This is a genomic window from Bradyrhizobium sp. CCBAU 45321 (genome assembly GCF_028128975.1).
GTDB lineage: Bacteria > Pseudomonadota > Alphaproteobacteria > Rhizobiales > Xanthobacteraceae > Bradyrhizobium > Bradyrhizobium yuanmingense.
In genome coordinates this window covers 243,467-257,556 of sequence record NZ_LFKZ01000130.1, presented here as the reverse complement: position 1 = coordinate 257,556, position 14,090 = coordinate 243,467, and the positions used below count along the sequence as shown (strand labels likewise).

At 64.9% G+C, this 14,090-nt stretch carries 14 protein-coding genes; 7 read left to right on the top strand and 7 right to left on the bottom strand.

The annotated features are described in order from the left end of the window. Positions 1-10: 10 nt before the first annotated feature. Both ACM43_RS33735 and ACM43_RS33730 read left to right on the top strand, forming a co-directional pair. Positions 11-1,120 (top strand): amidohydrolase family protein, encoded by a 1,110-nt coding sequence (locus tag ACM43_RS33735; protein WP_271546013.1) that lies wholly within the window; start codon positions 11-13, stop codon positions 1,118-1,120. Further along, the gene (locus ACM43_RS33730; protein ID WP_157283159.1) at positions 1,120-1,533 is read left to right on the top strand and encodes a Rieske (2Fe-2S) protein; all 414 of its coding nucleotides are present in this window, start codon (positions 1,120-1,122) and stop codon (positions 1,531-1,533) included. Before ACM43_RS33735 ends, ACM43_RS33730 begins: the two co-directional genes overlap by 1 nt. Positions 1,534-1,721: 188 nt before the next feature. Here the strand turns inward: ACM43_RS33730 and ACM43_RS33725 are convergent, their stop codons facing one another. After that, positions 1,722-3,050, bottom strand: a complete 1,329-nt coding sequence (locus ACM43_RS33725) for an MFS transporter (protein WP_271546011.1) — start codon at positions 3,048-3,050, stop codon at positions 1,722-1,724. Between the two features lie 144 nt (positions 3,051-3,194). Continuing rightward, entirely contained in the window at positions 3,195-4,094 is a 900-nt protein-coding gene (locus tag ACM43_RS33720; RefSeq protein ID WP_157283157.1) for a transcriptional regulator GcvA, read from the bottom strand. A 110-nt stretch (positions 4,095-4,204) separates the two neighbouring features. Here ACM43_RS33720 and ACM43_RS33715 point away from each other — a divergent pair, with 110 nt between their 5' ends. Together ACM43_RS33715 and ACM43_RS33710 are read left to right on the top strand one after the other, a co-directional pair. Continuing rightward, positions 4,205-4,408, top strand: a complete 204-nt coding sequence (locus tag ACM43_RS33715) for a DUF1127 domain-containing protein (RefSeq protein WP_271546010.1) — start codon at positions 4,205-4,207, stop codon at positions 4,406-4,408. Between the two features lie 68 nt (positions 4,409-4,476). After that, positions 4,477-5,100, top strand: coding sequence for a GNAT family N-acetyltransferase (locus ACM43_RS33710; RefSeq protein WP_271546008.1), 624 nt, complete (start codon positions 4,477-4,479; stop codon positions 5,098-5,100). 186 nt (positions 5,101-5,286) lie between these two features. On the opposite strand, the gene ACM43_RS33705 is transcribed toward ACM43_RS33710, so the two are convergent. Both ACM43_RS33705 and ACM43_RS33700 read right to left on the bottom strand, forming a co-directional pair. After that, positions 5,287-6,117: an enoyl-CoA hydratase gene (locus tag ACM43_RS33705; RefSeq protein WP_157283155.1), complete on the bottom strand. Its 831-nt coding sequence runs from the start codon at positions 6,115-6,117 to the stop codon at positions 5,287-5,289. A gap of 122 nt (positions 6,118-6,239) precedes the next feature. Continuing rightward, positions 6,240-6,941, bottom strand: coding sequence for an SDR family NAD(P)-dependent oxidoreductase (locus ACM43_RS33700; RefSeq protein WP_271546006.1), 702 nt, complete (start codon positions 6,939-6,941; stop codon positions 6,240-6,242). A 34-nt stretch (positions 6,942-6,975) separates the two neighbouring features. Here ACM43_RS33700 and ACM43_RS33695 point away from each other — a divergent pair, with 34 nt between their 5' ends. The 3 genes from ACM43_RS33695 to ACM43_RS33685 all read left to right on the top strand — a co-directional run bounded on the left by ACM43_RS33695 (position 6,976) and on the right by ACM43_RS33685 (position 10,209). Continuing rightward, positions 6,976-7,179: a hypothetical protein gene (locus ACM43_RS33695; protein ID WP_035997131.1), complete on the top strand. Its 204-nt coding sequence runs from the start codon at positions 6,976-6,978 to the stop codon at positions 7,177-7,179. Continuing rightward, positions 7,163-8,947 carry an acyl-CoA dehydrogenase family protein gene (locus tag ACM43_RS33690; protein ID WP_271546004.1) on the top strand — a complete coding sequence of 595 codons (1,785 nt, stop codon included), beginning with the start codon at positions 7,163-7,165 and terminating at the stop codon, positions 8,945-8,947. The genes ACM43_RS33695 and ACM43_RS33690 overlap by 17 nt, the downstream gene beginning before the upstream one ends. A 173-nt stretch (positions 8,948-9,120) precedes the next feature. Further along, complete coding sequence (locus tag ACM43_RS33685) at positions 9,121-10,209, top strand: Zn-dependent alcohol dehydrogenase (protein WP_271546002.1); 1,089 nt, start codon at positions 9,121-9,123, stop codon at positions 10,207-10,209. 116 nt (positions 10,210-10,325) lie between these two features. Here the strand turns inward: ACM43_RS33685 and ACM43_RS33680 are convergent, their stop codons facing one another. The 3 genes from ACM43_RS33680 to ACM43_RS33670 all read right to left on the bottom strand — a co-directional run bounded on the left by ACM43_RS33680 (position 10,326) and on the right by ACM43_RS33670 (position 14,080). Next, positions 10,326-11,798, bottom strand: a complete 1,473-nt coding sequence (locus tag ACM43_RS33680; RefSeq protein WP_271546000.1) for an amidase — start codon at positions 11,796-11,798, stop codon at positions 10,326-10,328. Between the two features lie 93 nt (positions 11,799-11,891). After that, the gene (locus ACM43_RS33675) at positions 11,892-13,040 is read right to left on the bottom strand and encodes an alpha/beta hydrolase (RefSeq protein WP_271545998.1); all 1,149 of its coding nucleotides are present in this window, start codon (positions 13,038-13,040) and stop codon (positions 11,892-11,894) included. Between the two features lie 173 nt (positions 13,041-13,213). Next, a complete protein-coding gene (locus tag ACM43_RS33670) occupies positions 13,214-14,080 on the bottom strand; it encodes an MBL fold metallo-hydrolase (RefSeq protein ID WP_271545996.1) in 867 nt (288 codons plus the stop codon). Between the last annotated feature and the right edge of the window lie 10 nt (positions 14,081-14,090).

Below are 14,090 nucleotides of genomic sequence, written 5' to 3'. Positions count from 1 at the left end.
AGGCAAGGCGATGAATATCCAGTTCCGCGAGAACCAAGAAGCCGCTTCCCCACTGACCGTCAAGACCGCAATCGCGGACTGCGACATCCATCCGGCACGAACGACCCCCACCGAGCTCTATCCCTACCTCGCCAAACGCTGGCAGCATCATCTCGAAATTTACGGCGTCCATGCCTATCAGGGCATGCTGGAAGGCCCGCCCTATCCAAAGGCCCAGCCCAACGCCTCGCGCCGCGATGCCTATCCGCCGGAAGGCGGCCCGCAGGGCTCTTCACTCGCCTTCATGCAGAAGCAATTGCTCGATCCCAACAACGTGCAGCTGGGCGTGCTCAACCCGCTCAACACCGGGCAGGGCATCCGCAATCACGAGCTCTCAGCCGCGCTGTGCTCGGCCATCAACGATTGGCAGATCGACAAATGGACCAGCAAAGATAAGCGGTTGAAGGCCTCGATCGTGGTCGGCAATGAGGACGGGCTATCGGCCGCCGCCGAGATTCGCGAGCGCGCCGGCGACAAGAATTTCGTGCAGGTGCTGCTGCTCAGCCGCAATGTCGAGCCGCTCGGCCAGCGTCGCTATTGGCCGATCTACCAGGCCGCAGAAGAAGCGGGGCTCCCGGTCGGCGTCCACGCCTTCGGCTTCGGCGGCAATCCGATCACGCCGTCGGGCTGGCCATCCTATTACATCGAGGAGATGGTCGGGCATTCGCAGTGCCAGCAATCGGCGCTTGCAAGTCTGGTTTTGGAGGGCGTGTTCGAGCGCTTCCCGAAATTGAAGATGGTGATGATCGAGGCCGGCTTCGGCTGGGCGCCGTCACTGGCGTGGCGGCTGGACAAGGCCTGGCAGCGGCTCAGGAGCGAGGTGCCGCATGTAAAACGGCCGCCGTCGGAATATATCCGCGAGCAGGTGTGGTGGACGACGCAGCCGATGGAAGATCCTGAAAGGCGCGAGGATCTGTTCGACGTCATCAAATGGATCGGCTGGGATCGTCTCTTGTTCGCCACCGATTATCCGCATTGGGACTATGACGAGCCGTCGCGCGTGCTGCCAGCGGGAGTCAGCGAGGCCAACCGCGAGGCGTTCTATCTCGGCAATGCGAAGAAGCTGTACGGAATCAATTGATGGCGCGGCACGTCATTGCGCCAGTGGATGAACTCCCGCCCGGCACGCGAAAATTCCTGGAGATCGACGGGCGGCCGATCGCAGTCTTCAACATCAAAGGCGAATATTTCGGCCTGATGAACCGCTGCCCGCATCAGGGCGCTGCGCTGTGCGAGGGGCCGTTGATCGGTCTCGCCCAGTCGCGCAATCCCGGCGAGATCGAATACACCAAGCTGGGTGAGATCATCCGCTGCCCCTGGCACGGCTGGGAGTTCGACATCCGCACCGGCCAATCCTATTGCGACCCCCGCCGTTTCCGCGTGAAGGCCTATCCCGCCCATGTCGAGCCGGGCGCGAGCGTGGTGAAGGGGCCCTATGTCGCGGAGACCATCCCGGTGAAAGTCGAGAGCGACTACGTGGTGGTCGAAATCTAAGCCGCACCGGCGGTGCGCTCCCTCGCCCCGTTCTTACAGGGAGAGGGTTGGGGTGAGGGGCCTCTCTCAACACGAGCGGTCGTCGAGATACCTGTACCCCCTCACCCGAATTCGATCTGCGATCGAATTCGACCTCTCCCCGCAAGCGGGGAGAGATGAAGAGAGTGCGCGTCCCGAAATGACACCGTCTAGCGCCCCGCCACCGGCTCCGGCACCGCATCATAGGCCGGCACTGTGCCGCCGCCGCGATACACCGTCGAGGCCGCGATGATGCCGAGCAGGGCGGCGAACATTAGCCAGAAGCCAGGCGCGGCCTTGTCGCCGGTGCGCTCGATCAGCCAGGTCGAGGCGAACGGCGTGAAGGTGCCGAACAGGGCGGCGGCGAGCGCGAAGGCGAGCGAGAAGCAGGTGGTGCGCACGTGCGCCGGCACGATCTCGACGAGTGCGCCGAGCATGGTGCCGCTGTAGACGCCGAAATAGAACGAGAACATCATCTCGACCGCGAGCAACTTGCCGAACGTCGGCGCGGCCACCAGCCAGTGCAGCGCCGGATAGGCGGTGACGAGAGAGAGGCCGGCGATGGCGAGCAGCACCGGCTTGCGGCCGATGCGATCGGACAGCGCGCCGCCGACCGGATTCCAGATGAAGTTGCTCACTGCGACGAGCAATGTCACGAGCAACGCGTCCTGCGTCGACAGCTTCAGCACAGTCTTGCCAAAGGTGGGCGTGTAGACGGTGACGAAATAGAACGTCGTCGTGGTCAGGATCGCGATCATCATGCCGAGCACGACGATGCGCCAGTTGGTGAGTGCGGAGGCGAACACCTCGCGCGTCGTCGGATGCTTTCTCATGGCAAGGAAGGCCGGCGTCTCCTCCAGCGTCCGCCGCAGGATGAAGATCAGCGGAATGATCAGGCAGCCCACGAAGAAGGGAATGCGCCAGCCCCAGGCGGCCACCAAGTCGGCCGGCATCACCTCCGAGAGGATGAAGCCGAGGATCGAGGCCACGAAGATCGCGACCTGCTGGCTCGCCGATTGGAACGAGGTGTAGAAGCCGCGATTGCCGGGCGTTGCGATTTCCGCGAGATATACCGAAACGCCGCCGAGCTCGACGCCCGCCGAGAAGCCCTGCAGCAGCCGGCCGATCAGCACGATGATTGGCGCGGCGATGCCGGTGGTCGCGTAGCTCGGGCAGAACGCGATGACGACGGTGCCGAAGGCCATGATGCCGAGCGTGACGATCAGGCCCTGGCGGCGGCCGATGCGGTCGATATAGGCGCCGAGCACGATCGCGCCGACGGGACGCATGAGAGCGCCGAGCCAGAATACGCCGAACGTGTTGAGTAGCGAGGCCGTCTCGTTGGTGGAGGGGAAGAACGCCTTGCCGATCGCGGCGGCATAGAAGCCGAACAGGAAGAAGTCGAACTGCTCGAGGAAATTGCCCGAGGTCGCGCGCAGGATGGCGCCGATGCGCGATTTGATCGCGGGTGGATTGGTCGATGCGGCTGATCCAGCCATGGCGTTCTCCCCTTGGAAAGGCGTGGCCGGCCGAGAATCGTTCTTTCGGCAAGGCGACAGATTGATGCTGCGACAATCTGCCATACCCCTTCCCGCGCGGGGCGAGGCGAGTCAACCGATTTCGCCGGGGAAGCTGATGAATTTTCAGGCTTTATTTTGCGCTGCAGCGATCATCCAGTCGCGAAAAGCGACCAACTTTGGCGCCTCGCGACGGCCCTCGGGCGAGACCAGGTAAAAGCCGGCGTCCGCCGGCAGCGCGATCTTGAACGGCACGACGAGCCGACCTTTGGCGATGTCGTCCTGCACGTAGGAGGTCCGTCCCATCGCGACGCCGATGCCGTCGATCGCCGCCTGGATGGTCATGAAGATCATGTCGAAGGTGATGCCGGGGTGTCTTGCGATATCGGCCGGCAGGCCCGCCGCGGTCAGCCACAGCCGCCAGTCGTCGCTATTGGTGCTCGACGTGTGCAGCAGCGGATGGTTGCGCAGATCCTCGGGGCGGCGCAGCGGCTTGTCGCCGCGCAGTAGCGACGGGCTGCACACCGGAAACAGCTCGTCCGCCATCAGCCAGTCGGCGCGCAGGCCCGGCCATTGGCCGCGGCCATAGCGGATCGCGGCATCGACATTGTCGCGTTGGAAATCGACGAGGCTGGTCGAGGTGGTGATGCGCACATCGATGCCGGGGTGCTGCTCCTGGAAATCGGTCAGCCGCGGCAGCAGCCATTTGGCGGCGAGTGAGGCCAGCGTCGACACCGTCAGCACCTTGTCGTCCTCCTTACGCAGCAGGCGGTCAGTGGCCAGGCGCAAGTCGTTGAAGGCGGCGCGGACGCCCGGCAGGTAATCGCGCGCCTCCGGCGTCAGCGCCAGCGCGCGGTTCTGCCGGATGAACAGGCGGATACCGAGCTCCTCCTCCAGCCTGCGGATCTGATGGCTGATCGCGGTCTGGGTCACGTTCAGCTCGCTGGCTGCCAGCGTGAAGCTGAGATGGCGCGCGGCGGCCTCGAACGCCCGCAATCCGTTCAGGGAGGGCAATCTGGCAGTCATTTGGCAGCAGGATGCATGACGTTATTTCATGCGAAAAGGTACAAATTGTCGTTTGTCGCGGCGCAGCAGAAGGCAGATATTAGCCGTCAACTTAGCTCCAGGAGCTGAAAATGTCTACATTGACCGACAATTCGATGACAAATCATCATGCGCACGGCCTCCTCTACCAGATCGGTGAAATCCTCCACGTCTGGCACGAGCGCTACCGGACCCGGCGCGAGCTGACCAACTGGACCGCCCGCGACCTCCACGACGTCGGGCTGTCCTGGTCCGACATTGCCTACGAGGCCGACAAGCCTTTCTGGCGGGCCTGATAGGCCGCCAGGCCGGCGCCGCCTGAGCACAGGGGCGCCGGCGGTCCCTTTTCCGCAGGGCATGTGACATGAGCAGCCTCCGCCTCGAAGACCTCAAGCAATATTCGGACGTGCTGCGCACCCGGCACGGTGAGCGGCTCAATGTCCGCTTCGTCGAGCCGCGCGACACCGATGAACTGCAGCACTATTTCCGCTCGCTCTCGACCCGCTCCCGCTACAACCGCTTCTTCGGCGCGATCAGCGAATTGCCCAAGGGCCTGCTGCACGATTTCCTCGAGGTCGGCGAGCGCGATCGCTTCACCATCGTGGCGACCATGATGGTCGACGGCTTCGAAACCATCGTGGCCGAAGCGCGCTATGCCTTCCATGCCGAGACCGCGACCCTCGAGTTCGGCCTCTCGGTCGATGACCGCTGGCAGGGCCACGGCATCGCCACCGCGCTGATGAAGAATCTCGAATGCCGCGCGGCCGCGCTCGGCGCCGAGCACATCTACGGCGACACGCTGCGCTCGAACGAGACCATGGTCTCGCTCGCGCGCAAATCCGGCTTCACCTTCGTCAACCACCCTGATGACTGGAAGCTGGTGCGCTTCGACAAGGAGATCAGGGTCGAACCGAAAGACATTCCCTGTGCGAGCTGGCGCCTCGCCGCCCTTTCCCGTCAGGCCGACAGCCCCTCAGCCTCGGCCTGACATGACTGCAGCCCGGCCTGGCCAAGCCAGCGCCGGGCTTTTTTTTCCACTGCGGTCTCTCACTCCATCGTCATTCCGGGGCGCGCGTAGCGCGAACCCGGAATCCATTACACCGCGCGTTTCGCGGCCCGATGGATTCCGGGTTCGATGCTGCGCATCGCCCCGGAATGACGCCTCGTTTCGGAACTACTTCCCCGTGAACACCGCCTTGCGCTTCTCGATGAAGGCCTGCACGGCCTCCTTGTGGTCGGCGGTCGTGGTGAGGCGGACCAGCCGCTCGGCTTCGTGGTCGCGCGCGGTTTCGAAGTCGAACAGCAGGGCCTCGTCGAGATTGTCCTTCATGTAGCGCAGCGCGAGGCGCGGGCCTTCGGCGAGCGATTTGGCCAGTGCGAACGCCTCGGTCTGCAATTTGTCGTCGGGCACGACGCGGTTGACGAGGCCGATCGCTTCGGCGCGCGCGGCATCGACGCGGTCGCCGGTGAACATCAATTCGCGCGCCCGCGCGGTGCCGACCAGCCGAGTGAGCAGCCAGGCGATGCCATAATCGCCGCTGAGCGCGATGCGGGCATAGCCGGTGGCGACGAAGGCAGATTGCGCGGCGATGCGGATGTCGCAGGCCATGGCGATGGCGAGCCCGGCGCCGACCGCGGGGCCGGGAAGCGCAGCGATCGTCGGCTTGCGCACAGACACCAGCGCGCCGGTGAGCAGCCGCTGCCGCTCCTGCAGGTCGGCGACCTTGTCGTCAAAGGACATGTCGAGCTTGGCCTTGTCGCGATGCGCACCCATGCCCTTGACGTTGCCGCCGGCGCAGAAGGCTTCGCCCGCGCCGGTCAGCAGCAGCGCGCCGACATCGGGATTCTCGCCGCAGCTCCTGATCATCGTGCGCAGCGCCGGCGTCAGCGCGTCCGACAGCGAGTTGCGCGCCTCCGGCCGGTTCAGCGTGATCACAGCGACGCGGTCACGGACCGTGCAGAGGAGTTCATTGGTGCCGGTGTCAATGGTGGTTTCGGTGGTCATGTCGCCTCCCTCGTTCGTCATTGCGAGCGAAGCGAAGCAATCCAGAATCTTTCCGTAGAGCCAGTCTGGATTGCTTCGTCGCTTCGCTCCTCGCAATGACGGGTGTTGTTGTCAGCTCGCCCTCAAAACCTCTCCACCCAGGGCCGCAGCTCCAGCTCCCAGCTCCAGGCGCTGCGCGGCTGCTGCAGCACGTTCCAATAGCTCAGCGCGATCGCGTCGGGATCGAGCATCGAGTCCGACTTGTCCGCCGGATCCGTCCGCGCGGCGCTCCTGATGCCGCCGTCGATGACGAAATGCGCGACATGGATGCCCTGCGGCGAGAGTTCGCGCGCCATGCTCTGCGCAAGTCCGCGCAGCGCGAACTTGCCCATCGCGAAGGGAGCGGACTGCGCATAGCCCTTGACGCTGGCGGAGGCGCCGGTGAACAGGATCGCGCCGTGCTGGTTCGGCAGCATGCGCTTGGCCGCCCGCTGCGCCACCAGGAAACCGCCATAGGCGCTGACCGCAATCGCCTGCGCGACGTCGGCGGGCACGAGGTCGACGAACGGCCCGCGCGTGCGGCCGGAGGCGTTGTAGACGACGAGGTCGGGCATGCCGATCTCGCGCTCGACCAGGCCGAACAGCCGCTCCACCTCGTCGGGCTCGGTGGCGTTGCAGGCATAGGCCTTGGCCCCGGTCTCCGTGCAGAGCGCGCCAAGCTTCTCGATCTTGCGTGCGGCGAGCGCGACGCGGATGCCCTGCGCCGCCAGCAGGCGCGCCAGCGATGCGCTGAGGCCTTCGCCGGCACCGACGATGAGGGCGATCCTGTAGTTCGGGTGTTCCATGGCGTGATCTCTCCGAAGTAGGAGCCGCTGATCTATGCATGGTCCGCGCAGACAACCAGCCGGCGCGATCACAATTCCGCAGGGCGAGTTGCTCCCTCGCGGCGATCATGCCGCCCTGACATTTTGCGGCTTTATCGCTGTCCGCGACTGGAGCATGATCGACATCATCCAAAGCGGCAAGCGCAAAGAATTGCCGTCGGACGGAAACGAAGAGGACGATCATGCCCGGACCGGTTAAAGCGCAGCCAAAAGATATCGCGGCCGCGCCAGCCGGCCTGCTGGCGCCCGATACGTCGGGCATGAATTTCTACCGCGCCGATCCCGCGCTCGCGGACCTGCTTCGCATCCATCTGCCGGAGAATCTGTTCCGCCACATCGAGCCGCATCTCGGCCGGCTCGGTGAGCTCGCCGGCGGCCATCTCGACGAATGCGCGCGGCTCGCCGACCGGCACACGCCCATCCTGCACCAGCGCGACAAGTTCGGCCGCGACGTGCAATGGATCGAATATCACCCGGCCTATCGCGAGCTGGAGAACGCCGCGTTCGGCGAGTTCGGCATCCACGCGCTTTCAATCCGCAAAGGCATCATGGGCTGGCCGGACAAATACCCTGTTGTCGCCAAGCACGCCTTCACCTTCCTGTTCAACCAGACCGAATTCGGCATGGGCTGCCCGATCAACGTCACCGATGGCTGCGCCAAGCTCTTGGCGAATTTCGGCAGCGAGGCGCTCAAGGCGAAATATCTGGATGGCCTGACCTCGACCGACATGAGCAAGCTGACCCAGGGCGGCCAGTTCATGACCGAGAAGGAAGGCGGCTCCGACGTCGGCACGCTGACCACGCGCGCCGTGCAGGAAGGCGACCATTGGCGCCTCTATGGCGAGAAATGGTTCTGCTCGAATGCCGACGCCAAGGTCGTAATGCTGCTGGCCCGGCCCGAAGGCGCCGGGCCCGGCACCCGCGGCGTCGGCCTGTTCCTGATGCCGCGCTTCCTCGACGACGGCACGCAGAACCATTACCGGATCGTGCGCCTCAAGGACAAGCTCGGCACCCGCTCGATGGCCTCGGGCGAGATCAAGCTCGAAGGCGCGATCGCCTACGCCGTAGGCAAGCTCGACCGTGGTTTCGTGCAGATGGCCGAGATGGTGAATTCGTCGCGGCTCTCCAACGGCGTCAAGTCCACCGCACTGATGCGCCGCGCCTATCACGATGCGATGACGGTCGCGACCAACCGCGTGGTGTTCGGGCAGCGCATCATCGATCTACCGCTGGGACGGCGGCAGATGCTGAAGATCATGCTGCCGGTGGAGCAGGGCCTGTCGATGAGCTTCCTCACTGCTGATGCCCTCGACCGTGCCGAGGCCGGCAGCCAGGATGCTGCGACGCTGCTGCGCATCCTCACCCCGACGCTGAAATTCCGCGCCACGCGCGATGCGCGCAAGGTTTGCGGCGATGCGCTCGAGATGCGCGGCGGCATCGGCTATATCGAGGAATTCGCCACCGCCCGCCTGCTGCGCGATGCGCATCTCGGCTCGGTCTGGGAAGGCACCGGCAACATTGTCGCGATCGATGCGCTGCGGCGGGCAGTGGGCCGCCACGGCGCGGAATCCGCGCTCGCGGCCGATCTGCACGCCCGGCTCGGCGACAGCGCCTCGGTACCGCAGGCCTGGCGCGATCATCTGCGTGGCCTCACCGACCGCGTCGTCGGCTTCGCACGCGAAGTTGCGGCCAAGTCCGAGAACGAAGCCGATGCGCGCCGCGCCACCAGCGCGCTCTATCACGTCGCCAGCGCAGTCGCCTTCGCCTGGGAAGCGCACCGCGTCCACGAGATGCGTGGCGATGCACGCCGGCTGCTGCTCTCGCGCCTCGTGATCGACCATCGCGTGACGCCGAGCGATCCGTTCCGGCTGACGGAAAATGCCGCGCAGGCGAAGATTGCCGCGCTGTTGCTCGGCGATCGTGCCGCCAGCATGAGCGAGGTTGGCGAACTGGTTCTGGCGGCGTAGGCTTCTGTCTTCACCTCTCCCATAGGGAGAGGTCGATTTGCGTAGCAAATCGGGTGAGGGGCTCAGGTCCCACGAGGGGGTGTAACCCCTCACCCGACGCTTCGCGCCGACCTCTCCCCATGGGAGAGGTAACGTCCGCACGCAACGAAATCATAAACAACGAGGAAACACCGATGAAGGCCGCCGTCCTCTATGAAGTCAACCAGCCGCTCGTCATCGAGGACATCAGCCTGCCGAAGCCGGGACCGCGCGAGGTGCTGATCCGGACCGCGGTTGCCGGTCTCTGCCATTCCGACCTGCACTTCATGGAAGGGCTCTATCCGCATCCGCTGCCTGCGGTGCTCGGTCACGAATCCGCTGGCGTGGTTGAGCAGGTCGGCTCCGATGTGACTTATGTCAAGCCGGGCGACCATGTCGTCACATGTCTCTCCGTCTTCTGCGGCACCTGCGACAATTGCACCACCGGCCGCACTGTGCTCTGCACCGACGCGACGGTGAAGATGCTGCCGGGCGTCTCCAACCGGATGCAATGGTCGAAGCCGGAGAAGCTTCACCAGTTTCTCAATCTCTCCTCCTTCGCCGAGCAGATGCTGGTGCACGAGAACGCCATCGTGAAGATCCGCAAGGACATGCCGCTCGATCTCGCCGCCCTGATCGGCTGCGGCGTCATCACCGGCTATGGCGCGGTGGTGAACACGGCGAAGGTGACGGCCGGCGAGACCGTAGCGGTGATCGGCTGTGGCGGCGTCGGCATGGCCGCGATTAACGGCGCGCAGATCGCCGGCGCCGGTCGTATCATCGCCATCGACACCAATCCCGCAAAACTCCAGCTCGCGACCAAGCTGGGCGCGACCGACATCATCAACCCCGCCGACGGCGATGTCGTGAAGCAGGTGCGCGACCTCACCAATGGCGGCGTGCACCATGCCTTCGAGGTGCTCGGCCGCAAGGAGACGGCCGAGCAGGCTTTTGCGATGCTCGCCTCCGGCGGCACCGCCACCATCGTCGGCATGATCCCGTTCGGGCAGAAAATCGAGCTGCACGGCTTCGACTTCCTGCGCGAGCGCAAGATCCAGGGCTCCTCGATGGGCTCGAACCATTTCCGCGTCGACATGCCGCGCCTGGTCGACTTCTATTTGCGCGGCCGGCTGCATCTGGAAGATTGGATCTCGGCCAAGCTGAAGCTCTCCGAGATCAACGAGGGCTTCGCCAACATGAAAGCGGGCAAGACGCTACGCAGCGTGATCGTGTTCGATAGTTGATTCCAGAACCGCTGTTTCGCTCCGTCATTGCGAGGAGCCCTCGCGACGAAGCAATCCAGGAGTCTCCGCGGAGATAGTCTGGATTGCTTCGCTTCGCTCGCAATGACGTGAAGGAATCAATCATCGAACATCTTCGGCGGCACGAAGCCGCCGAACTCGCGCTCGATCAGCTCGGCGAGCTTGAGCGGCGTGCGGTCCTCGAGGAAGGGACCGACGATCTGAGCGCCGACCGGCAGGCCGTCCTTCGACAGGCCGAGCGGAACGGCCGTTGCCGGCAGGCCCGGAAGCGTTGCGATGCCCGGCCAGGCGAGCTGGTCGGAATAGGGGTAATCCTTGCCGTCGATGCTGATCGTTCGCAGGCGCTGCTCCGGCGAATGATCGTGCGGAAAGGCCGGCGTCGGCATGATCGGGCAGATCACCGCGTCGAAGCTCCCGAACAACGCCCGCCATTGCGCGCGCAGGACGGCGCGGGCCCCCGCATCGAGCACCCAGGCGCGGTGGCTCGCGGTGATGCCGCGCAGTCGCTCCGCGTCAAGGCTGGTGTCCTCCGGTGACAGCTGGCTCGCCCGCGCCTGCGCATCCGCCAGCTCGTCGGGAGGCAAGAACGCGCCGAGGAAACCCAGCAGCATGCGCATGTAAAGCCGGGACGTCTCCGCGAAGTCCGGGAGCAGCGCGCTCTCGCGTGCGACGGTGACGCCGGCCTTCGCAAGATCGATTGCGAGCTTGTCGATCGCGCTGCGGACATCTCGGTCGCTCGGCAGCAGAGGATGGCTGTCGATCACCAGGATACGAAAATCCCGCAGCGACTGATGCCGCGCAGCCGGCAAATCGAGCTTGTAGGCGATACCGATGTCGAGAGGATCGGGTCCCGCCATGACGTCGAGCAGCAAGGACAGATCCGCCGCATTGCGCGCCATCGGCCCGATGACGGCGAGGTCGCCCTCGCGCGGAATGGCTGGAAACGGCGGCGGGGTCTCGCCGCGCGCCGCGCAGAGATTGAGGGTCGGCTTGTGCGCGAACACGCCGCAATGAAATGCCGGCACACGCAGGGAGCCGCCGATGTCGGAGCCGGTGGCGAGCGCGCAATAGCCTGCGGCGAGGGCTGCCGCCGATCCCCCGGACGAACCGCCCGGCGTGCGGCCGAGATCGTAGGGGTTGTTGGTGGTGCCGTAGATGTCGTTGTAGCTCTGCCAGTCGCCGAGGCCGACCGGCAGGTTGGTCTTGCCGAGGATCACGCCGCCGGCTTGCTTGATGCGGGCCACGGCCAGCGCGTCTTCCACAGGCTTGAAATCCTTCTGCGGCAGGAATCCCCAGGTCGTCGGCAGGCCGGCGATGTTGAAGGATTCCTTGATCGTCGTAGGCAGGCCGAGCAGCGGCTTGCGCTCGCCGCGCGCCAGCGCCGCATCCGCCTCGCGCGCCGCAGCGAGCGCGCGATCGAAGTCGCGCACGCACACCGCGTTGATCCTGCCGTCGTGCCGTTCGATACGCGCGATCGCGTCCTGCGTCAGCTCGACGGCCGAGACCTTCTTCGCGCGCAACGCGGCCGACAGTTCGACCGCACTCTTGAAACTCCATTCCGATCTGGCCACGGCGCTTCTCCCGCTCCGGTTCTTGGAAGATGATGCGCAGTTTGGCCGAATCTCTCAACGGCTGTTTGATGGAGATTGTGGTTCCCGATCAAATCAGGCCATGCCGGCGCTAGCGAGGAAGTCGAGCAGCAACCGGCTCACCGCGGCCGGCTGCTCCTGCTGGACCCAATGGCCGGCGCCGTCGACGAGATGGCAACCGAGCATCTTCGTGCACGCGCTGCGCTGCATCGTCTCGAATACGCCGGGCCGTTGATAGGTGCCCCAATCCTGCTTGCCCGAGATGAAGCAGGAGGGCACGTCGATGCTGCGGCCGGCAAACAATTGCATCTCATTGTTCAGCGTGCCCGACGTACCGTAGCGGTACCATTGCAGCCCGCCCTGAAATCCGGTGCGGCTGTATTCGGCGCTGTAATGGGCAAGTTGGCTGTCCGGCAGCCATTGGTTCGCGGCGATCGCGGCCGGAGAGGGCATTTCCTTCGCGACCGTCTCGGCCATGGTCTCATGCAAGTCCATCACGTAATAGGTCGGCAGCTTCGCCAGCTCCTGCGCCGACCACGCTTGCAGCGGATAGGGCTTGTTGTCGGTCCAGTCCGCGCTCTTGTGATGATAATAGGCGCGCAGGAAATCGTGCACGCCCTGCGGTGCCTGCTGCATGTGGGCATTGGCTTCCCGTGTCGAATAGTACCATTGATAGTGCTTGCGTGGCCGCGGCAGCGCGGCGAGCTCGCGATGCACCGGGTCTTCCACCGCGGGCTTTGCCGGATTGTCGACCGTGCCGAACGGCAGCGCCGGTGGGCCGCCGAACGGCGCGCTCATCATCGTCACCGAACGAAACACGTCGGGCCGGATCAAGGCGCACCAGGCTGCGACCGGGCTGCCAAAATCATGTCCGACCACATCGACCTGCCTGTAGCCGAATGCCGACACCAGAGCGAGCGCATCGCGCACGAGATTGAGAAGCGAGAACGGCGCGAGAGGGCCGTCGTACTCCGCGCTCCATCCCGTGGTGCGTCCGTAGCCGCGCTGGTCCGGTGCGATTACGTGATAACCAGCGGCGGCCAGCGCCGGCATCACCTTGCGCCAGGAGAAGGCGAGCTCGGGAAAGCCGTGCAGCAAGAGGATACAGGGCCGTCCCTTGGTCTCGAAACCGGCCTCCAGCACATGCATCCGCAAGCCGTTGATGCCGTCGACGGTGCGCGAGCGGATTCCGGCGGGCAGGGGAATTGGGGGCAGATCGGTCATAGTATTCTCCACTCGGGCAATACTGTAGGGTGGGTTAGCCTCGCGGATTGCGCGAAGCGCAAGCCGCGCGGCGTAACCCACCACTTTATTCTCCGCGGAGGCAGAAGCGGTGGGTTACGCTCGGCGTCTGCGCTTCGCGCAGCCGCAGAGCTAACCCACCCTACGGCATCTCGCTAAACCGCCGCGCACACGAACGCGTTGCCCTTGCGCCTGATCTTCCCCACCGACGGCGAGGGGAAATGCGCGGTGCAGCACAGCGTGTCGGTGTCGCAATAGCGTTCCAGGAAGCTGCGGCGCGTTTTCGCGGCTGCGGCCGGATCGACGTCGAATTTGATCGACAGCTCCGGATAGAGCGTCTGCAGTGGCGAGTGGATGAGATCGCCCGAGAACACCGCATCGTCCTTGCCGCGGCCCATCGTGATGGCGATATGGCCCGGCGTATGGCCAGGTGTCGGCAGGATGCGGACGTGGTCGCCGATCTCGTGGTCGTTGCCGACGAGCTCGTGCCTGTTGGCCTCGACCACCGGCAACACGCTGTCGACGAAGGGCGGGATCTCCGTCTTCTCGTTCTGCGCGGACCAGTGATCGAATTCCTGCTTAGCGAACACATAGCGCGCCTTGGGGAAGGTCGGCACCCAGCGGCCGTTTTCCAGCCGCGTGTTCCAGCCGACATGGTCGACATGCAGATGCGTGCACATCACGAAGTCGATGTCGTCGACCGAAAACCCCGCGGCCCCGAGGCCGCGCAAATAGGTGTCGTCGGTCTTCATGTTCCATTTCGGCCGCGGCCGCGGCTTGTCGTTGCCGATGCAGCTGTCGACCAGGATGGTGTGGTGCGGCGTCTTCACTACGTAGGACTGGAAGCACAGCAGCAGCACGTCCTCTTCGTCCAGCGCCTTCGCCTCGCGCATCCACGCCCGGTTCTCGGCCAGCACCTCGGCCGTCAGCCCCGGCAGCATCTCCAGCGCCGGGACGAACGAGGTCTCCTGCTCGATGACGCGATGGATGGTGAGATCGCCGACCGAGAATCTGAGGCTCATGAGAACTCCC